The sequence below is a fragment of the Nocardioides luteus genome (assembly GCF_015752315.1).
Lineage (GTDB): Bacteria > Actinomycetota > Actinomycetes > Propionibacteriales > Nocardioidaceae > Nocardioides.
Window position 1 is genome coordinate 1,809,237 of record NZ_JADOVJ010000001.1, and the last position, 19,038, is coordinate 1,828,274.

21 protein-coding genes are annotated in these 19,038 nt (G+C 71.4%); 15 read left to right on the forward strand and 6 right to left on the reverse strand.

Going from position 1 to position 19,038, the window contains the following annotated elements:
* The first annotated feature begins 67 nt into the window (after positions 1–67).
* From HD557_RS08670 to HD557_RS08700, 7 genes are all read left to right on the forward strand, one after another.
* Entirely contained in the window at positions 68–490 is a 423-nt protein-coding gene (locus tag HD557_RS08670; protein WP_196873586.1) for a nuclear transport factor 2 family protein, read from the forward strand.
* Positions 490–2,049, forward strand: coding sequence for a purine-cytosine permease family protein (locus HD557_RS08675; protein WP_196873587.1), 1,560 nt, complete (start codon positions 490–492; stop codon positions 2,047–2,049). Before HD557_RS08670 ends, HD557_RS08675 begins: the two co-directional genes overlap by 1 nt.
* 48 nt (positions 2,050–2,097) lie before the next feature.
* Positions 2,098–3,045: an agmatinase gene (gene speB, locus HD557_RS08680; RefSeq protein WP_008357635.1), complete on the forward strand. Its 948-nt coding sequence runs from the start codon at positions 2,098–2,100 to the stop codon at positions 3,043–3,045.
* A complete protein-coding gene (locus HD557_RS08685) occupies positions 3,042–4,667 on the forward strand; it encodes a thiamine pyrophosphate-binding protein (protein WP_196873588.1) in 1,626 nt (541 codons plus the stop codon). Before speB ends, HD557_RS08685 begins: the two co-directional genes overlap by 4 nt.
* 13 nt (positions 4,668–4,680) lie before the next feature.
* A complete protein-coding gene (locus HD557_RS08690) occupies positions 4,681–6,156 on the forward strand; it encodes a sodium:solute symporter (protein WP_196873589.1) in 1,476 nt (491 codons plus the stop codon).
* Between the two features lie 77 nt (positions 6,157–6,233).
* Positions 6,234–7,088 carry an esterase/lipase family protein gene (locus HD557_RS08695; protein ID WP_196873590.1) on the forward strand — a complete coding sequence of 285 codons (855 nt, stop codon included), beginning with the start codon at positions 6,234–6,236 and terminating at the stop codon, positions 7,086–7,088.
* Positions 7,088–7,738: a TetR/AcrR family transcriptional regulator gene (locus HD557_RS08700; RefSeq protein WP_196873591.1), complete on the forward strand. Its 651-nt coding sequence runs from the start codon at positions 7,088–7,090 to the stop codon at positions 7,736–7,738. Before HD557_RS08695 ends, HD557_RS08700 begins: the two co-directional genes overlap by 1 nt.
* Here HD557_RS08700 and HD557_RS08705 read toward each other — a convergent pair.
* Positions 7,735–8,196, reverse strand: coding sequence for a winged helix-turn-helix transcriptional regulator (locus tag HD557_RS08705; protein ID WP_008357627.1), 462 nt, complete (start codon positions 8,194–8,196; stop codon positions 7,735–7,737). The two genes, HD557_RS08700 and HD557_RS08705, sit on opposite strands and share 4 nt — an antisense overlap.
* A 64-nt stretch (positions 8,197–8,260) precedes the next feature.
* On the opposite strand from HD557_RS08705, the gene HD557_RS08710 reads away from it, so the two are divergent.
* The 4 genes from HD557_RS08710 to HD557_RS08725 are packed head-to-tail and all read left to right on the forward strand — an operon-like array spanning position 8,261 to position 9,881.
* Positions 8,261–8,791: a GNAT family N-acetyltransferase gene (locus tag HD557_RS08710; protein ID WP_008357625.1), complete on the forward strand. Its 531-nt coding sequence runs from the start codon at positions 8,261–8,263 to the stop codon at positions 8,789–8,791.
* A gap of 60 nt (positions 8,792–8,851) precedes the next feature.
* Complete coding sequence (locus tag HD557_RS08715; RefSeq protein ID WP_008357624.1) at positions 8,852–9,172, forward strand: hypothetical protein; 321 nt, start codon at positions 8,852–8,854, stop codon at positions 9,170–9,172.
* Positions 9,169–9,594 carry a phage holin family protein gene (locus tag HD557_RS08720; protein WP_307785568.1) on the forward strand — a complete coding sequence of 142 codons (426 nt, stop codon included), beginning with the start codon at positions 9,169–9,171 and terminating at the stop codon, positions 9,592–9,594. The genes HD557_RS08715 and HD557_RS08720 overlap by 4 nt, the downstream gene beginning before the upstream one ends.
* On the forward strand, positions 9,591–9,881 hold the full coding sequence (locus tag HD557_RS08725; RefSeq protein ID WP_196873593.1) for a DUF3618 domain-containing protein: 291 nt from the start codon (positions 9,591–9,593) through the stop codon (positions 9,879–9,881). Before HD557_RS08720 ends, HD557_RS08725 begins: the two co-directional genes overlap by 4 nt.
* Here HD557_RS08725 and HD557_RS08730 read toward each other — a convergent pair.
* From HD557_RS08730 to HD557_RS08740, 3 genes are read right to left on the reverse strand one after another with little or no spacing between them, the layout of a single operon-like run.
* Positions 9,868–11,298: a pyridoxal phosphate-dependent decarboxylase family protein gene (locus HD557_RS08730; protein WP_196873594.1), complete on the reverse strand. Its 1,431-nt coding sequence runs from the start codon at positions 11,296–11,298 to the stop codon at positions 9,868–9,870. The two genes, HD557_RS08725 and HD557_RS08730, sit on opposite strands and share 14 nt — an antisense overlap.
* Complete coding sequence (locus HD557_RS08735; RefSeq protein WP_231380235.1) at positions 11,295–12,626, reverse strand: MFS transporter; 1,332 nt, start codon at positions 12,624–12,626, stop codon at positions 11,295–11,297. Before HD557_RS08735 ends, HD557_RS08730 begins: the two co-directional genes overlap by 4 nt.
* A 50-nt stretch (positions 12,627–12,676) precedes the next feature.
* Positions 12,677–13,402, reverse strand: coding sequence for a transporter substrate-binding domain-containing protein (locus HD557_RS08740; protein WP_196873596.1), 726 nt, complete (start codon positions 13,400–13,402; stop codon positions 12,677–12,679).
* Between the two features lie 82 nt (positions 13,403–13,484).
* On the opposite strand from HD557_RS08740, the gene HD557_RS08745 reads away from it, so the two are divergent.
* Together HD557_RS08745 and HD557_RS08750 are read left to right on the forward strand one after the other, a co-directional pair.
* Entirely contained in the window at positions 13,485–13,952 is a 468-nt protein-coding gene (locus HD557_RS08745; protein WP_196873597.1) for a peroxiredoxin, read from the forward strand.
* Complete coding sequence (locus tag HD557_RS08750; protein ID WP_196873598.1) at positions 13,949–14,797, forward strand: SDR family oxidoreductase; 849 nt, start codon at positions 13,949–13,951, stop codon at positions 14,795–14,797. Before HD557_RS08745 ends, HD557_RS08750 begins: the two co-directional genes overlap by 4 nt.
* Positions 14,798–14,825: 28 nt before the next feature.
* Here the strand turns inward: HD557_RS08750 and HD557_RS08755 are convergent, their stop codons facing one another.
* A complete protein-coding gene (locus tag HD557_RS08755; RefSeq protein ID WP_196873599.1) occupies positions 14,826–15,359 on the reverse strand; it encodes an AAA family ATPase in 534 nt (177 codons plus the stop codon).
* A 93-nt stretch (positions 15,360–15,452) separates the two neighbouring features.
* Here HD557_RS08755 and HD557_RS08760 point away from each other — a divergent pair, with 93 nt between their 5' ends.
* Entirely contained in the window at positions 15,453–15,785 is a 333-nt protein-coding gene (locus HD557_RS08760) for a CU044_2847 family protein (protein ID WP_196873600.1), read from the forward strand.
* A complete protein-coding gene (locus HD557_RS08765) occupies positions 15,785–17,407 on the forward strand; it encodes an STING domain-containing protein (RefSeq protein WP_196873601.1) in 1,623 nt (540 codons plus the stop codon). The genes HD557_RS08760 and HD557_RS08765 overlap by 1 nt, the downstream gene beginning before the upstream one ends.
* Before the next feature lie 32 nt (positions 17,408–17,439).
* Here the strand turns inward: HD557_RS08765 and HD557_RS08770 are convergent, their stop codons facing one another.
* Positions 17,440–19,035, reverse strand: a complete 1,596-nt coding sequence (locus HD557_RS08770; protein WP_196873602.1) for a long-chain-fatty-acid--CoA ligase — start codon at positions 19,033–19,035, stop codon at positions 17,440–17,442.
* Between the last annotated feature and the right edge of the window lie 3 nt (positions 19,036–19,038).

Sequence of the window (19,038 nt, forward strand, 5' to 3'; positions counted from 1 at the left end):
GCCGCGCCTCTCGGGATGCTCTTAGAGTGACGCAGATCTCGGCCGACCCACAGATCCAGGAGGCCCGGTGTCCACGATCACCGCCCCATCAGCCACGCTGACCGAGTCGCAGGTCCATGCGGCCGCCGACCGGCTCCTCGCGGCCTTCGCCGCGACCGACACCGCGGCCTACTTCTCGTGCTTCGCTCCCGAGGCCGACTTCGTCTTCCACACCGAGCCTCGACGTCTCGACGACCGCGCTGCCTACCAGCGTCTCTGGGCCGCCTGGGTCGCCGAGGGCTGGCGGGTGGAGTCCTGCCGGAGCACCGACCGTCGCGTCCGGGTCCACGGCGACACCGCAGTCCTCACCCACGACGTCCTCACCACGACCTCGACGAACGGACGCACCGCGACCACCCAGGAGCGGGAGACGATCGTCTTCCGCCTCGTCGACGGCAACGTCCTCGCCGTGCACGAGCACCTGTCCGCCCGCCCGAGCGAGGGCATGTGATGAGTACGCAGCCGCAGCCGCCGAAGGTCACCGAGGTCGAGCAGCACGGCGTCGAGCCGATCCCCGACCCCGAGCGCAGCGCCCGGCCGCTCGACCTCTTCCGGCTCACGTTCGGCGGCGCCAACACCATCGCCACCGTGGTGCTCGGGAGCTTCCCGATCCTGTTCGGGCTCTCCTTCGCCCACGGCCTGATGGCCACACTGCTCGGCCTGTTGCTCGGCGCCGTCGTCCTCGCTCCGATGGCCCTGTTCGGCCCGCGCAACGGCACCAGCAACTCGGTCAGCTCCTCGGCCCACCTCGGTGTGCACGGCCGGATCGTCGGCTCGTTCCTCTCGCTGCTCACCGCGCTGGCGTTCTTCTCGATCTCGGTGTGGAGCTCCGGCGACGTGCTCGTCGGCGGCGCGCACCGCGCGGTCGGACTCCCAGAGAACGACCTGACGCTGGGGCTGGCCTACGGCCTCTTCGCGGTGCTCGTGCTGATCGTGTGCATCTACGGCTTCCGGTTCATGCTGCTGGTCAACAAGATCGCCGTCGTCGCCGCGACGCTGCTCTTCCTGCTCGGGATCCTCGCCTTCGCCGGCGACTTCGACCCCGGCTACGCCGGCGCGTTCGGCTCCGGCTCGGAGGCGTTCGGCCAGCCCGGCTTCTGGGCCGCCTTCGTCGGCTCGGCGCTGATCGTGATGTCCAACCCGGTCAGCTTCGGTGCGTTCCTGGGCGACTGGGCCCGCTACATCCCGCGCGGGACCTCCGGGCGGTCCTCGATGGCGGCCGCCTTCCTGGCGCAGGTCGCCACCCTCGTACCGTTCTCCTTCGGGCTGGTCACGATGACGATCATCGCCACCCGCGAGCCCGAGATCTTCGAGACCGGTGCGTACGCCTCGGGGCTGCTCGCGATCGCGCCGGGCTGGTACTTCGCCCCGGTCGCGCTGATCGCGCTCATCGGCGGCATGTCGACCGGCACCACCGCGCTCTACGGCACCGGGCTCGACTTCTCCAGCGTCTTCCCGCGCTTCAACCGGGTGCAGTCGACGGTGCTCATCGGCGTCTTCGCGATCGGGGTCATCTTCATCGGCCGGTTCGTCTTCGACGTCGTCTCCAGCATCTCCGCCTTCGCCGTCCTGATCATCAGCTGCACCGTCCCCTGGATGATGGTGATGATGATCGGCTGGTACGTCCGGCGCGGCTGGTACGACTCCGACTCGCTGCAGGTCTTCAACCGTCGTCAGCGCGGTGGCAGCTACTGGTTCGCGCACGGCTGGAACTGGCGCGGCCTGGCCGCCTGGCTGATCGCGGCCGCCGTCGCGCTCACCTTCGTGAACCTGCCCGGCCAGTTCGTCGGCCCGCTCGCCCCGCTGATCCCCGGCGGCGTCGACATCTCCATCCCGCTCGGGATGGGCCTCGGCGCGCTGCTCTACCTCGGACTGCTCTTCGCCTTCCCCGAGCCGCGCGACGCCTACGGTCCCGAGGGATCCCGGCTGGTGCCGACGGCGCCGGCCGCGAACACCCCGGTGACCTCGGTCGACGACGGACCCGCTCCCGCGGCCACCGCCGTCGGCTGACTCGAACCACCCCCGTTACACCTGTCCCACTGCTAGGAGAACCACCCCATGCCCATCGGGCCCATCGACGCCTCCAAGAACCCCCGCTACGCCGGCTTCGCGACCTTCGCGCGCCTGCCCCGCCTCGACGAGGTGGAGCACGCCGACATCGCGGTCGTCGGGGTTCCGTTCGACACCGGCGTCTCCTACCGGCCCGGCGCCCGCTTCGGCCCGGCGCACGTGCGGGAGTCCTCGCGCCTGCTGCGCCCCTACAACCCGGCGCTGGACGTCTCCCCGTTCGCCTCGGCCCAGGTGGTCGACGCGGGCGACATCGCGGCCAACCCGTTCCACATCGACGAGGCGATCGACACCGTCCACGCCTCGGCGCTCGACCTGACCGCCGACGGCGCCCGGCTGGTGACGATCGGCGGCGACCACACCATCGCGCTGCCGCTGCTGCGGGCCGCCGCCGAGCAGCACGGTCCCGTCGCGCTGATCCACTTCGACGCCCACCTGGACACCTGGGACACCTACTTCGGCGCCGAGTACACCCACGGCACCCCGTTCCGGCGGGCGGTCGAGGAAGGCATCCTCGACACCGAGGCACTGAGCCACGTCGGCACCCGCGGCCCGCTCTACGGCAAGAAGGACCTCGAGGACGACCGCCGCTTCGGCTTCGGGATCGTCACGTCCTCCGACGTCTTCCGCCAGGGCGTCGACGAGGTCGTCGACAAGCTCCGGCAGCGGGTCGGCGACCGCCCGGTCTACGTCTCGGTCGACATCGACGTCCTCGACCCGGCGCACGCCCCCGGCACCGGCACCCCCGAGGCGGGCGGGCTCACCTCGCGGGAGCTCCTGGAGATCCTGCGCGGCTTCGCCGGCCTGAACCTGATCGGCGCCGACGTGGTCGAGGTCGCCCCGGCGTACGACCACGCCCAGCTGACCGGGGTCGCCGCTTCGCACGTGGCCTACGACCTGGTCTCGCTGCTCGCGATGCGGCACGCGGAGCAGGCATGACCGGACGCAACGGCGGTGACGTCACCGTCGAGAGCCTGACGGCGCTCGGCGCGACGCATGTGTTCGGGATCCCGGGGCAGCACGCCCTCGGTCTCTTCGACGCCATCCGCCGCAGCGACCTGACCTTCGTCTCCTCCCGGGTGGAGAACAACTCGGTCTTCGCCGCCGACGGGTACGCCCGCACGACCGGCCAGGTCGGCGTCGTGTTCTGCTCCACCGGACCCGGAGCGCTCACCGCCCTGGGCGCGCTCCAGGAGGCGTACGCCGCCTGCGTCCCGATCCTGATGATCACCAGCCAGATCCCGCGCGACGGGCTCGGCGGTGCCCGCAAGGGCTACCTGCACCAGCTCGACGACCAGCAGGCCAGCGCCCGCAACGTCACCCGGTCCACCGCCGTCGTGCGGGACGCGGCCGCCATCCCGGGCGTCCTGGCCGACGCGTGGGCCACCGCCCAGGAGGCGCCGGCCGGGCCGGTCTGGGTCGAGATCCCGCAGGACGTGCTCCTCGAGGAGGTCACCGCGCCTCCGGTGACGAGCCTCGAGGCCCAGGTGCGCGCGCCCCGGCGGCCCCGCCCGGAGGTCACCGCCGAGGCGGCCCGCCTCCTCGCCGCCGCCGAGCGCCCGGTGATCCTCGCCGGGGGAGGCGTACGCCGCTCCGCCGGTGCCCCGGAGGCGCTGGTCGCCGTCGCGGAGCTCCTCGACGCACCGGTGGTCTCGACCGCCGGCGGCAACGGCGCGATCCCGCTCGGGCACCCGCTCAGCGCCGGCGCGTGGATCGAGGACCGGCACACCACCGACCTGCTCGATGACGCCGACGTCCTGCTCGCGATCGGCACCTCGTTCGGCGAGGTGACCAGCAACTACGGCACCGTCACGCCGCGCGGCAGGGTGATCCAGATCGATGCCGAGGCTCGCGTGCTCGGCTCGAACCACGATGTCCTCGGCGTGCACGCCGATGCCGCCGCGGCGCTGAGAGACCTCGCCGCCGCGCTCGGCGAATCCGGCCCACGCGCCGGGAGCAGGCGGTCCGGCGCCGAGGTCGCCCGCGACCTGCGAGCCCGGGTCGAGAAGCGGCTCGACGCCCAGGACCTCGCCGCGGAGCAGCGACTGCTCGCCGACCTGCGCGCGGCGGTGCCCGACGAGGCCGACACCTTCTGGGACATGACGATCGCGGCGTACTGGGCGTGGTCGGCCTGGGACCCGCGCTCCGGCGGCTTCCACACCGCCCAGGCCTCCGGCGGTCTCGGTCTCGGGTTCCCCGCGGCGATCGGAGCCGCGGTGGGGACCGGGCGGCGTACGTTCGCGGTCGCCGGTGACGGCGGCGCGATGTACTCCATCGCCGAGCTCGCCACCGCCCGCCAGCACGACGTCGACGTCACCTGGCTGGTGATCGACGACGGCGGCTACGGGATCCTGCGCGAGTACATGACCGGCGCGTTCGGCGCCGCCACCGCCACCGAGCTCGCCCGGCCGGACTTCGTCCGCCTCGCCGAGGCGTTCGGCATCGCTGTGCATGCCGCGACCCCCGAGACCGTCGGCGAGATCGTCGCCGGCACCTTCGCCACCAGCGGCCCCGCAGTCGTGGTCCTCCCGACAACCCTCCGCATGTTCGCCCCCACATAAGCAGGAGCCCCTCATGGATCTCACGATCATCGTCATCTACCTCGCCGCCATGGTCGCCTTCGGCTGGTGGGGCAAGTCCCGCACCAGCGACAGCGCCGACTTCCTCGTCGCCGGCCGCCGGCTCGGCCCGGTGCTCTACACCGGCACCATGTCCGCACTCGTGCTCGGCGGTGCCTCGACCGTCGGTGGCGTCGCGCTCGGCTACGAGTACGGCATCTCCGGAGCGTGGCTCGTGGCCGCGATCGCCCTCGGCGTGCTCGCGCTGAGCCTCTTCTTCGCCGGCCGGATCCAGCGGCTGCGGATCTACACCGTGGCCCAGATGCTGGAGCTGCGCTACGGCGTCGGAGCCACCGCCGCCTCGGGCCTGGTCATGGTGGCGTACACACTGATGCTCGCGGTCACCTCGACGATGGCGTACGCGACGGTGTTCAACGTGCTCTTCGGCACCGACCGCTGGCTCTCGGTGCTGATCGGCGGCGCCATCGTGGTGATCTACTCCGCGATCGGCGGGATGTGGTCGATCACGCTGACCGACATGGTGCAGTTCGCGCTGAAGACCATCGGCGTCTTCTTCCTGCTGCTGCCGTTCACCTGGAGCCACGCCGGTGGCCTCGAGGGGATCAAGGAGCGGGCCGGGGACTCCGTCTTCGACCTCGACGCCATCGGCACCGGGACCATCATCACCTACATCGTCGTCTACACCTTCGGCATGCTGATCGGGCAGGACATCTGGCAGCGGGTCTTCACCGCCCGCTCGCCCCAGGTGGCCCGCTGGGGCGGCACCGCGTCCGGCGTCTACTGCCTGCTCTACGGCGTGGCCGGCGCCTTGATCGGCGCCGCGGCCTCCACCTTCATGACCGTCGACGACCGCAACGACGTCTACGCCACCATCGCCCAGTCGATCCTCCCCGTCGGCGTCAGCGGCCTGGTGCTCGCGGCGGCCGTCGCGGCGATGATGTCGACCGCCTCGGGAGCCCTGATCGCGACCGCGACCGTCGCCCGCACCGATGTGCAGCCCCTGCTCGCCCGACTGGTCGGACGCACCCCCGAGCCGGTGCAGGACGAGGCCGAGAACCCCGAGCACGACGTACGCTCCAACCGGATCTACGTCGTCGCGGTCGGCATCGCGGTCGTCGTCATCTCCTCGCTGCTCACCGATGTCGTCTCCGCGCTGACCATCGCCTACGACATCCTCGTCGGTGGTCTGCTGGTGCCGATCCTGGGCGGCTTCGTCTGGCGCCGCGGGACCGGTGCCGGAGCGGTGGCGGCGATGGCCACCGGGACCGTTGCCACGCTGGGCACCATGGCGATCGTCGGCGACGTGCTCGCCAACGAGCCCGTCTACGCCGGCCTGGTCGTCAGCGCCGTCGCGTACGTCCTGGTCAGCCTGCTCACCCGGCCGACCGAGCCCGCGGTGATGCGGGAGTGGACCGGCCGGCTCGCGGGCGAGGAGGCCACTGCGGCTCCGGCCGCCGTCGAAGCAATCTGAAAATGAGCATTGTCAAATAGGCCAGCGCGTCCTAGGGTCGGCCGTAGTCGGTCTCGCCTGGGGAAGAGTGGTCTGCCATGGTTCTGCGCTCCGCTGTCATCTGTGCCGCTGTGCTGCTGTCGACGGTCCCGACGCTGCTGGCCGCAGCGCCGGCGCAGGCGGCAGGAGGTGTCAACGACGCCTCCTGCCGACCATCGGCCGACCACCCGAACCCGGTCGTCTTCCTGCACGGCCTGGGGGCCAACAAGGACGAGGACCTCAACGTCCTCCAGGCCGACGTCGCCGGACAGGGCTACTGCACCTACAGCCTGACCTACGGCGCCGGGGCCTACGGGCCGTTCGTCGGCGGGGTGGGGGACATCGCGAGGTCGGCGAGGCAGATCAAGGACTTCGTCCAGGGCGTGCTCGCGCAGACCGGCGCCGCGAAGGTCGACCTGGTCGGCCACTCCGAGGGAGGGTTCCAGACGCTCTACGTCACCAAGACGCAGGGCATCGCGGACCGGATCGACAAGGTCGTCGCGATCGCACCGCCGACGCACGGCACGACCTTCGCGGGGCTCTATCAGCTGGGCATGACGCTGGGCGCGGACGAGCTCGCCGGAAAGGTCCTGACCGCCTTCGGGTGCATCGCCTGCACCCAGCTGGTCACCGACGGGAGTGCCGTGCGCACCCTGACGAACGGGCCGATCGCGCAGCCCGGCGTGACGTACACGATCATCCAGTCGAGGTACGACGAGCTGGTCACGCCCACCGAGACCTCGTTCGTGCGCGAGCCCGGTGTCACCAACACCTACGTGCAGGACGTGTGCCCCTACGACCCGGTCGGCCACATCGGCGAGGCCTACGACACCAACGTGTGGCACCTGGTGAAGAACGCGCTCGACCCCGCCGGTGCCGGCCCCTTCGTCTGCTCGGTCGGGTCGCCCGGCTGATGGCACCGGAGGGGCGCTCCTACGGCGGGCTGACCCGGGAGGAGCGCGACGCCCAGCGGCGCCAGCGGCTGCTGGACGCCGCCAAGGAGATCATCGGCACGAAGGGCTATGCGGCGACCACGATCCCGGGCGTCTGTGCCGCCTCGAAGGTGTCGACGCGGCACTTCTACGAGATCTATCCCGGCAAGGAGGATCTCTTCGTCGACCTCTACGACCGGATCACCGCCGAGTCCTACGAGCGGGTGGCGGAGTCGCTGAAGGCGACCGCCGGCGAGGCGATCTCGCGCCGGGTGCAGGCGGCGGTGCTGGCCTATCTCGACCCGATGCTCAAGGACACCCGCGTCGCCCGGATCGCCTTCGTCGAGATCATGGGCGCCAGCCCGCGGATCGAGAAGCTCCGGCTCGACTATCGCGAGACCCTCGTCGAGGTCGTACGCACGGAGTGCTCCGCCTCGGTGGCCCGCGGCGAGATCGTCGACCGCGACTGGCGCTTCGCCGCGCTGGCCCTGGTGGGCGCGGTGACCGCCATCGTCTACGACTGGGCGCTGCACCAGCCGCGCTCGAGCCGTGAGGCGCTCGAGGGCCAGCTGGCCGATCTCGCGCTCGTGCTGCTGGCCGCCGACCCCGTGGAGCGAGGCGAGGCGCCCTAGCGGGAGGCGACGGGAAGCGCGACGGGCCGCACCTCTCGCGGGCCGCCGAGCCGGTGGCCGTCCTCGCAGGTCAGCGTCAGGTGCACCTCGCCTCCGCAGTCGCGGTGCTCGAGCGTGAGGGCAGATCCGCGGGCGTCGGCGACGTAGCGGTCTCCCCACTCCATCATGGCCACCAGCGTCGGGTAGAGGTCGAGGCCCTTCTGGGTCAGCCGGTACTCGTGCCGCTGGCGCTGCCCCTCGGCGTGGTAGGGCACGCGGGCGAGGACGCCCTGGTCGACCAGGGTGTTCAGCCGGTCGGTGAGCACCGCGCGCGAGACGTCGAGGTTCTGCTGGAGGTCGGCGAAGCGGCGTACGCCCAGGAAGGCCTCGCGGAGCACGAGCAGGCTCCACTTCTCGCCGACCACCGCGAGGGTGCCGGCGACCGAGCATCGGGTGCGGTCGATCTCATCGGTGATCACGGGACCAGCGTACGACGCTGAATTCGTTTGACGAACTCAGCGTGCCGGGAGGAGAGTTCGAAATATGAACTCAGAACTCCTTGTCGCGATGCCGGCGGTCGCCACGCGACCGGTGCGGTCCGAGGACCTGGCCGCCTTCGAACGGATGTGGGGGCGCCTGTCCGAGGAGACCATCTACCGCCGCTTCCACGCCCCGATCCGGCGGCTCTCGCTCAAGCTCCGGCGCTACCTCGTCGACGTCGACCACCGCGACCACGACGCCCTGGTCGCCGTCGCCGGCGGTGAGGTGATCGCCGTGGCCCGCTATCACCGTTGCGCCGACGACCCTGCCGCCGCGGAGGTGGCGGTGCTCGTGGAGGACGCCTGGCAGGGCCGCGGCCTGGGGGCGCGGATGCTGCGCGAGCTGGCCCGCCTGGCGGGCCGGCGGGGCATCGACGTCCTCACCGGCGACGTGCAGGCCGACAACCTGAGGATGCTGGACGTCGTCCGGTCGCTCCTGGGCCCGGCGGCGCTGGAGCCGGAGGGCGACCTGGTCCACGTCCGCGGGAGCTACCAGGAGGCGGGCGAGGCGCGAGCCGCCGCCCCCTGTGCATGAGCCCTGTCTAACTTCGCGGCGCCTGGGTACCGGCCAGGTGTAAGCGATGAGGAGGAGCACATGTTCAAGAAACCAGCGTTGATGACTGCCTTTGGCATCGGCTACGTCCTGGGCGCTCGCGCCGGACGTGAGCGCTACGACGCCATCGCAGCCAAGGCACAGGAGCTGTGGCACGACCCGCGGGTGCAGGACAAGGCACACCGCGCCGGGTTCGTCGCCAAGGAGAAGGCGGCTTCCGCCAAGCACACCGTCCAGGAGAAGATGCCCGGCGACACCACGCCGTCCTCGGCATCCACCCCGACCACCCAGACGACGGCGAGTGTCCCGCACCCGACCACCACCGACCCGGTGACGGACATGCCGAAGGGGTGGGAGTCGTGACGCTTCACCAGACCGACGCATCCATGGGTGAGCTGGTCTCGAGGCTCTCGGAGGAGATGTCCAGTCTCGTACGCGGCGAGTTCGAGCTCGCCCGTCTCGAGCTGACCGAGAAGGCCAAGCACACCGGCAAGGGGGCCGGCGCGTTCGGCGCAGCCGGTCTGGTGGCGCTGTACGGCGTCGGGGCGCTGATCGCCACCGCGATCCTCGCCCTGGCACTGGTCATGGACGCCTGGCTGGCAGCGTTGCTGGTCGGAGTCGTCCTGCTGGCCATCGCCGGCGGCATCGCCGTGTTCGGGAAGAAGCAGGTCTCCGAGGGGGTCCCGATGAAGCCCGAACGCGCCACCGAGAACCTCAGGCGAGACGTGGAGGCCGTCCGGCACCACCGTCGAGCCGAGGACCGCATCGCAAGGAGGACGCCATGACGCACAACACCTCCCGACCCGCCGCGACGGGTGACCACGCGAGTATCGCTGCTGTCGAGGCCGACCTCGACACCACGCGCCACGAGATGGCCGACACCCTGGACGAGCTCGCCGCGCGGCTGGACGCGAAGACGCGCAGCAAGGAGAAGGCCCACGAGGTCAAGGAGCGTACGCAGGCGGCGGCCCGGTCCCGGGACGTGCAGATCCGAGGCGGCATCGTCGCCGCGATCGTTGCCGGCGTGATCCTGATGCTGGCCCGGAGGAAGCGCCGGCTCAGGTCCGCCTAGGCCGGGTCAACCGGTCCAGGAAGGCGACGAGCAGCGCCTCGCGCAGCGCAGGGGTGGCCAGGTCGAGCATCGCGTTGACCTCGGCCATCCGCTGCGGGAGGGCCAGGTCGCCCTGCTCGCCACCGGTGCCGATGAGCCCGGCGGCGAGCAGCAGGCCGTCGAAGTCGTCCTCGGAGAGGGCGAGCGGGTCGAGCTCTGCGATGAAGGCCGCGACGCCGGGGTCGACGGTGACCGGGCCTGAGGCGACCGCCGCCGCCACCGACTCGGCCAGAGCCGCGAGCAGCTCCTCGACGTGGGGAAGCGTCGCGGCGCTCACCGACAGGTGGATCGTGGCGGGGGAGCCGGCGTAGGACATCTGCGGCTGGACGTACCAGCCGCGCGCCGCCATCTCGTCGCAGACCGTGAACGGGTCGCAGCTCCCGTCGGTGGTGAGAGCGAGGAGCGTGGAGTCGGGCGTGCTGACCACGGCGAGCTCCTTGGTGTCCGCGATGCCGTCGCGGATCCGGTCCACCGCCTCGAAGACGTCGCGGGCGAGCCGCTCGTAGCCCTTGTCGCCCAACGACCGCATCACCGCCCAGGCGCCGGCCAGCGGCCCGCCCGACTTCGTCGACTGCATCGTGGAGTTGAGCATGGTGTAGCCCGGCCAGGCGGCCGAGGCGAAGAACTGGGGCCGGCGCAGCTCAGGGCTGCGGTGCAACAGCACCGAGGTGCCCTTCGGAGCGTAGGCGTACTTGTGCAGGTCGACGGAGATCGAGGTGACGCCCTCGACCGCGAACGTCCAGGCCGGTACGTCACGCCCCAGCCGCGCGGCATAGGGCAGCACCCAGCCGCCGATGCACGCGTCGACATGGCAGCGGATGCCGCGCTCGGCCGCGGCCGCCGCGATCGCGGTGACCGGGTCGACGACTCCATGCGCGTAGGACGGCGCCGAGGCGACCACCAGCACCGTGCGCTCGTCCATCGCCGCGGCCATCGCCGCCGGATCTGCCCGGAGGTCGGGACCGACCGGCACCAGCACCGGCTCGACGCCGAAGTAGTGCGCGGCCTTGTGGAAGGCGGCGTGGGCGGTCGCCGGCAGCACCATCCGGGGCCGCGCGATCCCGGGCTGCGCGTCGCGTGCGGTCTGCACCGCGAGCAGCACCGACTCCGTGCCGCCGGACGTGACCGTCCCGACGACGGTGTCCGGGGCGTCGAGCAGATCGGCGGCCATGCCGACCACCTCGTTCTCCATCCGGAGCAGGCTCGGGAAGGCGGTCGGGTCCAGGCCGTTGGAGCCGGCGTAGGCCGCCACCGCCTCGCGGCCGATCCGGTCGATGTCGGGCAGCCCGGAGTCGTAGACGTAGGCGAGGGTGCGGCCGCCGTGCACCGGCAGATCGGCGGACTGCATCTCGCGGAGTCGGGTCAGGGCGTCGGTCATACGGTCACGGTTCCTTCGACGTCGTCGGCGGTGAGCGAGTAGCGCCGCAGCCACAGCAGGCTGAGGAGGACCAGGAACGCCGGCAGCACCGAGAAGCCGAGCGTGATCGCGGTCAGGGCCGAGTCGGGCTGGACGATGTCGGCGACGATCGAGGACCGGTAGCCACCGAGCGCGAGCACCACCGCGAAGACACCGGGACCGAGCGCCAGCCCGAGGGTCTCGCCGGCGGTCCAGACGCCGGTGTAGACGCCGATCCTGCTCGAGCCGCTGCGCCGGGCGTCGACGGCGGCCGCGTCGGGGAGCATCGCCATCGGGAAGACCTGGCACCCGGCGTACCCGACCCCGACCAGCACCACCGCGGCGTAGACCAGGGCCACCGGCGCGATCTGGGCGGTCGCGGCGAGGAGCGCGCCGAGGGCGAGGACGAGGGAGGCGGCGACGTACCCGTTCTTCTTGCCGATCCTCGCGCCGAGCGCTGCCCACGCGGGCGTGAGCAGAAGCGCGGGGCCGACGAAGCAGACGAACAGCACCGTCGCCGCGCCCGCACGGCCAAGCACGTCGCCGGCCAGGTAGTCGACGCCCGCCAGCATCGCGCCGAAGGCGACGGCCTGGATCACGAACGTGATGAGCAGCCGCCGGAAGTCCGGCGCCGCCGCCACGATCCGGAGCTGGTCGCGCAGTGTGCCCGCGCCCGGCTGGACGGTGTGGACCGGCGCCCGGCGGGTGCCGGCGTACGCACTGAGCACCCCGGCCAGGATGAGCGCCGCCATCACCACACTCATGACGCGGTAGCCGTCGCGGCCGCCGACGGCGTCGCGGATCATCGGCGCGGTGGCACCGGCGAGCAGGATGGTCAGGGCCAGGATCGCGACCCGCCAGGTCATCAGCCGGGTGCGCTCGTCGTAGGACTCGGTCAGCTCGGCCGGCATGGCGACGTAGGGCACCTGGAAGAACGCGTACGCCGTCGCGCAGGCCAGGAACATCGTCAGCACCCAGAGCGCCTCGAGCCCGGTCGCCATCGACGGCGCCGCGAACAGCAGCGCGAACGTCGCCGCCAGCGCGATCCCGGCGCGGCGCAGCCAGGGACGCCGCGGGCCCCGCGGATCCACCGTCCGGTCGCTGATCCGGCCGGCGATCGGGTTGAGCACGACGTCCCACGCCTTCGGCGCGAACACGATGAACCCGGCCGCCAGGGCGGCGATCCCGAGGCTGTCGGTCAGGTAGGGGAGCAGCATCAGGCCCGGGATCGTGCCGAACGTCCCGGTGGCCACGGACCCGGAGCCGTAGCCGATGCGCACCCCGAGCGGGAGGGTCGGGCTGGCTGGCATGCCCGCCATAGTGCCCTCCCCGGCGCGTCGGTGCGCGGGAACGGCGGAAATCAGGCGGTCATGGGCTCCGCGGGCGCGACGGTGGCCTCGACGCCGCTGGCGAGCAGCTCATCGCGCACGAACCCGGAGGCCTTGAGCTCCTCGACGTACGCCGCGACCGCGGCCACGGCGTCCTCATCGAGCCCACGGGGCAGGCCGACGGACTGGCGGATCTCCATGAACGCGGGCTCCAGGATGCGGCGGCCGGTCGCGGCGACGTACTCCTCCATCGGCTGGCGGACGCCCGCAGCGGCGTCGAGCCCCTGCTCCTCGAAGACGTCGGTGGCCTCGTCGGCGCGGACCACCTCCGCGTGCCGGAGGCTGCGGGTCAGGAAGAGGTCGTAGGCCGAGCCCTCGCGAACACCGACGCGTACGCCGTCGCGGTCGACGTCGTCGGCGCCGGTGAGCGGCGAGTCGGCGTCGGTGACGTAGACGCCCTCGATGAGCACGTAGGGAGCGGTGAAGACGACGCCCTCCTCCCGTGCCGGCTCGTTGGCGAGGAAGCAGAGGTCGACGCGGCCCTCGGTGATCGCGGCATAGGAGTCGCGGGCGGCGTCCACGCAGTGCAGCTCGAGCGCGACGCCGAGCCACTCGGCGACGGACCTCGCGATGGCGACCGTGACACCGCGGGGCTCCGCGGCCGTGCCCTGGGCGAGGACCGGGTTGCCGAGGTTGATGACCACGCGGAGCGCGCCGGTCGGGGCGATCAGGGTGGCGAGCGGGCTCGTCGAGGGCATCTGGGACTCCTGGGGGCGGCGGACTTCGTCGGCACCCAGTATCCGGCCAAGGCGGTGTGGACCTGCGGAGTAGGTTGACGCCATGCCGCTCGAGACCGGTGCCGTCGCGCCCGACTTCACGCTCCCCGCCCAGGACGGTACGTCCGTCTCCCTCGCCCCGCTCCTCGAGAAGGGTCCGGTGGTGCTCTTCTTCTACCCGGCCGCCGAGACGCCGGTGTGCACGAAGGAGGCCTGCTACTTCCGCGACCTCGCCGGGGAGTTCGAGGCGCTCGGCGCCCACCGGCTCGGGATCAGCAAGGACAGCGTGGAGAAGCAGGCCGGCTTCGCCGCCAACCACGACCTCGACTACCCCGTCCTCTCCGACCCCGCCGGCTCCGTCGCCGACCTCTACGGCGTGAAGCCCAGCCTCCTCGGCAAGCTCGGGCCGCTGCAGCGTACGACCTTCGCGATCGGGACCGACGGCCGGATCAAGGCCGTCATCGAGGGCATGCTCAAGGCCGAGATCCACGCCGACGAGGCCCTCGCCGCGCTGCGGGATCAGGCGGAATGACGACCCGCCCCACCATCGCGGTCACCGGCGCCACCGGCTTCGTCGGCGGTCACGTCGCCCGCGCGCTCGGCGGCTCCGGCGCCGCGCTCCGTCTCCTGGTCCGCGACACCGCCAGGGCTCCTGAGGTCCCCGGAGCCGAGGCGTTCGCGGTCACCTACGGCGACAGAGAGGCTGCGCTGGCGGCTCTTGACGGTGTTCAGACCGTGCTCATGGTCTCGGCCTCCGAATCGGCGGACCGCCTGGAGCAGCACCTCACCTTCGTCGACGCCGCCGCGGCGGCCGGGGTCGAGCACATCGTCTACACCTCCTTCTTCGGCGCCGCGCCGGACGCGATCTTCACGCTCGCGCGCGACCACTTCGCGACCGAGGAGCGGATCAAGACGAGCGGGATGGGCTACACCCTGCTGCGCGACAACTTCTACCTCGACTTCCTGCCCTCCCTGGTCGGTGAGGACGGCGTCATCCGGGGTCCGGCCGGCAACGGCCGCTTCGCGCCGGTCGCACGGGCAGACGTCGCACGCTCCGCCGTGGCGGCGCTCAGCGCGCCCCAGCGCCACCGCGGGCTCACCTACGACCTCACCGGGCCCGAGGCGCTCACCATGAGCGAGGTCGCCGACATCCTCTCCGAGCATCGTGGGCGTGAGGTGCGCTATCACGACGAGACGATCGAGGAGGCCTATGCCTCGCGTCGCCGATGGGAGGCGCCCGACTGGCAGTACGACGCCTGGGTCTCCACCTACACCGCCATCGCCGCAGGTGAGCTCGACGGAGTGAGCAGCGCCGTGGCGACCCTCACCGGGCGCGAGCCTCTCGCGCTTCGCGATTTCCTCGCGGCGAGCGAGTAGGTCCCGGCGCCGGGCGAGTCCGGCGGTGTCATTCCTGGTGGCGGATCAGCCTGACCGATGCCATCGCCGCGACGTCGAGGCGATAGACGCGGCTGAATCCCTCCCCGTCGAGGCGGGCCAGGGTCGTGTCCATGTCAGCCCGCTGCTCCCGGATGGCAGCCTCGGGGACGACGCGGCCCACCCGTGAGGCGTTGCGCGCCAGGCAGTCCTCGAGCGGGACGTCGAGGGCGAGGGCGACGATCTCGACCCCGGTCTTCTCGGCGAGCTCGAGGTTGCGACGGCGGGCGTGCGCGTGGACGTTGGTGGCGTCGATGACCGCGATCCGGCCGGCCTCCAGACGCGCCTGAGCGATGTAGCGGACGAGGTCGAAGGCCTGCGGCGTGACCGACTGGTCCTCCTCGGAGTCGGCGATGAGGGCGCGGCAGTGGTCGCTTGAGACGACCTCGTACGGACCGAAGATCCGCTTGGCGAAGGTCGACTTGCCCGAGCCCGACGGGCCGACGAGGAGGACCAGGCTGGGAGCGCCGATCGTGAGGGTGCCACCGGCAGGTACGTCGATCACGCGCCAACCGTACTGGGAGCATCGCGAAACCCCTTACGCGTCACCCGCGGCTCCTCTACGGTTGCGTGGGTTCGATCCACGAGGAGGAGAGCGTTGGACTACACGCCGGTTCAGATCGGCACGTCGAGGATCCTGATCGAGTCGTCGGACGACGGCCCGGGCACAGCGGTCGGCGGGGTCACCGACGAGTTCGGCACCACCGAGACCAGCAGCCGGATCGAGGACGCCTACGGCTCGCTCAAACGGGTACTCCAGGACGTCGCGGCGGACCTCGGCAGCGCGCTCGCGGCCTCGCCCGACGGGCCCAGCACGGTGTCGCTGGAGCTGGCGTTCTCGTTCACCAGCGGCGCCGACGTCTGGGTGATGAAGGCGCAGGGTCAGGGGTCGGTGAAGGCCACGCTGACCTGGGACTTCGACCGGTCGTGATGGAGGTCGGGGAGCTCCTCGCACAGGCGACCTGTGCCGTGCTGGCGGGTCCGGACGGACGTACGATCGGCACGGCCTGGCTGGGCACGGAGGAGGGTCATCTGCTGACCGCCGGCCACGTGGTGGCGCCGCTCGCCGCGCAGGGCGAGGTGTGGGTGAGGTTTCCCGACGCCGATGCCGACGAACGGGCGACGTTCGTGATCCCAGCGGTCCACGACAAGCCCGCCGCGCAGGACTTCGCGGTGCTGAGGCTCGACCGCCCGAACGGCCGGCGGCCGCTACCCTTCACCCTCGTCACGCAGGCCGACGGTCGGGTCCGCGCACGCGGCTACGGCGACAACCTCCGCAGTGCCCAGAGCGGCGGTACGGGCGTACTGACACCGGCCGGCAACTACCTGCGCACCAGCAGCTCGTGGGCCTACTACTTCCAGTACGAGACGACGACCCTGGCGGTCACCGGGTTCAGCGGCGCCGCGGTCTACAGCGATCTCGCCGGCGCGGTGATCGGCATCCAGGTCGAGGCCGAGGGCGGCCGCCAGGCGTTCGCGATGCCACTGGCCCGGATCGTCGACTACTGGGAGGAGATGGTCAGCGCCGCCGTGAGACCGACGCGCGGTCGCTGCGTACTGCTGCAGCCCAGCACGACCACCGAGGCTCAGCGCGACGTCGTCCGGGAGCGGATCCTGCGGCCGGTGCTCGAGCAGCTGAACCTCGCCCTGTACGTCTCGGAGCCCTCCGGGATGCGCGGTGAGGATCTCAAGGAGCTCGAGCTCGCCGACGTCGTGGTCGCCGACATCACCGACGCCGATCCCGCCGTCGTCTACGAGCTCACCGTCGCCCAGGGCCTCGGCACCCCGGACGTCGTCATCCGGGACCGGAGCGCCGAGTCACCGGCCGGCCGCATCTTCGACGTGCTCGACCTGGACCTCGACGATGTCGAGGGGTCCCGGCGTACGGTCGAGCAGCGGTTGCTCGCGGTGAGATCGATCTTCGAGGCGCTGGGGGAGAACGCCACCGCGAACCCGGTGACCACCTTCTTCAAGGCACCCCTGACCCAGATCTCGGTGGCCAACGCCCTCGCTGCCGGATACGCCAGGAACTTCGTGCTCCCCGTCGCCAACGCGCTCCTGGAGATCAGCACCGGGCGAGGGCCGGGCGGGGTGACCGTGGACGGTGTCGAGCTGTCCGCCGAGCGGCTCCGGGACGCCACCGTGACCGTCGTGCTGCCGAAGCGGCTGGAGTGGTGCAGCGACGACTTCATCGACCTCGAGCTCGCCCAGCCGGGCCTGGTCGTCCCGGCGACCGTGTCCTACCCGGACTTCTCCCGGCCGCGGCCGATGAAGTGCCTACCGCTCGTCGATGGCGAGCCGGTGCGACTCCTCGACGTCTTCCCGACCACCCTGGCCGTCGTCGCCGAGTCGATCGACGAGCGCTTCGACGTCGACCCCCACCGGCGTACGAGCGACCACTGGGCTGCGCTGGAGCAGAAGGAGATCGACCGCTTCCAGAGCAAGCTCATCAAGCGCCTCCGCTCGGCCGGCGACCGCCGCGTCGGCCCCCGGTTCCTCCGCGACGTCGTCCGCGTCTCGACAGCCGCCGCGGTCTTCCCGGACCTGACCTGATCCATCGGATGCTGCCGCGGCGGCCCGCCCGATCATCCCTGGGCGGCCCGGTGTCGTGGCGATGCCTGGGTCATCCGTGCCAGCTCGCGCTTGAGGATCTTCCCGGTGGCGGTCATCGGCAGGCTGTCGACGAGCTCGACGATGCGCGGGTACTTGTACGAGGCCATCTGCGCCTTGGACCAGGCGACGAGGTCGGCCGCGGTGAGGGTGGAACCCGGCTGGAGGATCACGAACGCCTTGATCTCCTCCCCGTGACTCTCGTGCGGTACGCCGATGACGGCGGCCAGGCTCACGTCCGGGTGGGTCACGAGGACCTCCTCGACCTCGCGGGGATAGACGTTGAAACCGCCTCTGATGATGAGGTCCTTGGACCGGTCGACGATGTAGTAGAAGCCGTCCTCGTCGCGCCGGGCGAGGTCGCCGGTGCGGAACCAGCCGTCCTCGTCGATCACCTCGGCGGTCGCCTTCTCGCGTCGGTAGTAGCCCTTCATCACGTTGTGGCCCTTGATGGCGATCTCGCCGATCGCGTCGGGCGACCACTCGATCTCCGCCCAGGAGGCCGGGTCGATCAGCTTCATCGCGGCGCCGGGGATCGGCTTGCCGATGGAGCCGGGGCGCGGCGGCTCGCCGTACGGTGCGAACGATGCCACGGGGGACGTCTCGGACAGGCCGTACCCCTCGGCCACCGTGACGCCGAGCCGCTTCTCGACCTCGCGGTGGATCTCGACCGGAAGCGCTGCGCCGCCGGAGACCGCCATGCGGAGGTGCTTCGCCAGGGTTTCCACCTCGGGGTCGCCGTCCAGCGCACCGAGCAGCCCCCAGTACATCGTCGGCACCCCTGCGAAGACGGTCACCGACTCCCTCAGCATCGTCTCGATGACAGGACCCGGCTCGAACCGGGGCAGCATCACGACGGTTCCGCCGAAGGCGAAGCCACCGTTCTGGATGACCGTCTGGCCGAAGGAGTGGAACAGCGGCAGCACGCAGAGGTAGGTGTCCGGCCGGGTCGCGTCGCACCTGAACAGGTCCTTGCTCGCCAGCGCGTTGTCGCGCATGTTGCGGTGGCGCAGCTCCGCACCCTTGGGCTGCCCGGTCGTGCCGGAGGTGTAGAGGATCACCGCGGTGTCGTCCTCGTCGGTGGCGACGGTCTCGAACGAGGACGGCTGACCGGCCACGGCCTGGGCGAAGGTGTCCGCGATCGGCGAGGACGCGGCCGGGTCGGCGGTGATGACGAAGAGCTCCCGGCACGCGTCGACCTGGTCGAACCCGGCCTTGGCCTCGGCGCCGATGGGCAGCTCCGCGGTGCCCTCGAAGGCGAACAGCACCTTCGCGTCGGAGTCGTCGAGGTGGTAGGCGACCTCGCGCGCCTTGAGCAGCACGTTCAGCGGAACGACGACGGCACCCGCCTTGAGGATGCCGAAGTACACGATCGAGAAGTACGGCAGGTTCGGACACATCAGGGCGACCTTGTCGCCGGGCGCGACCCCGCGTTCCACGAGCAGGTTCGCGACGTGGTTCGCCGCGGCGTCCACCTGGCTGTACGTCAGGCGCGTGGAGCCCAGAACCAGGGCGTCGCGGTCGGGATACGTGCGGGCCGATTCCTCGAGCAGGATCGACAGGTTCAGCATGGT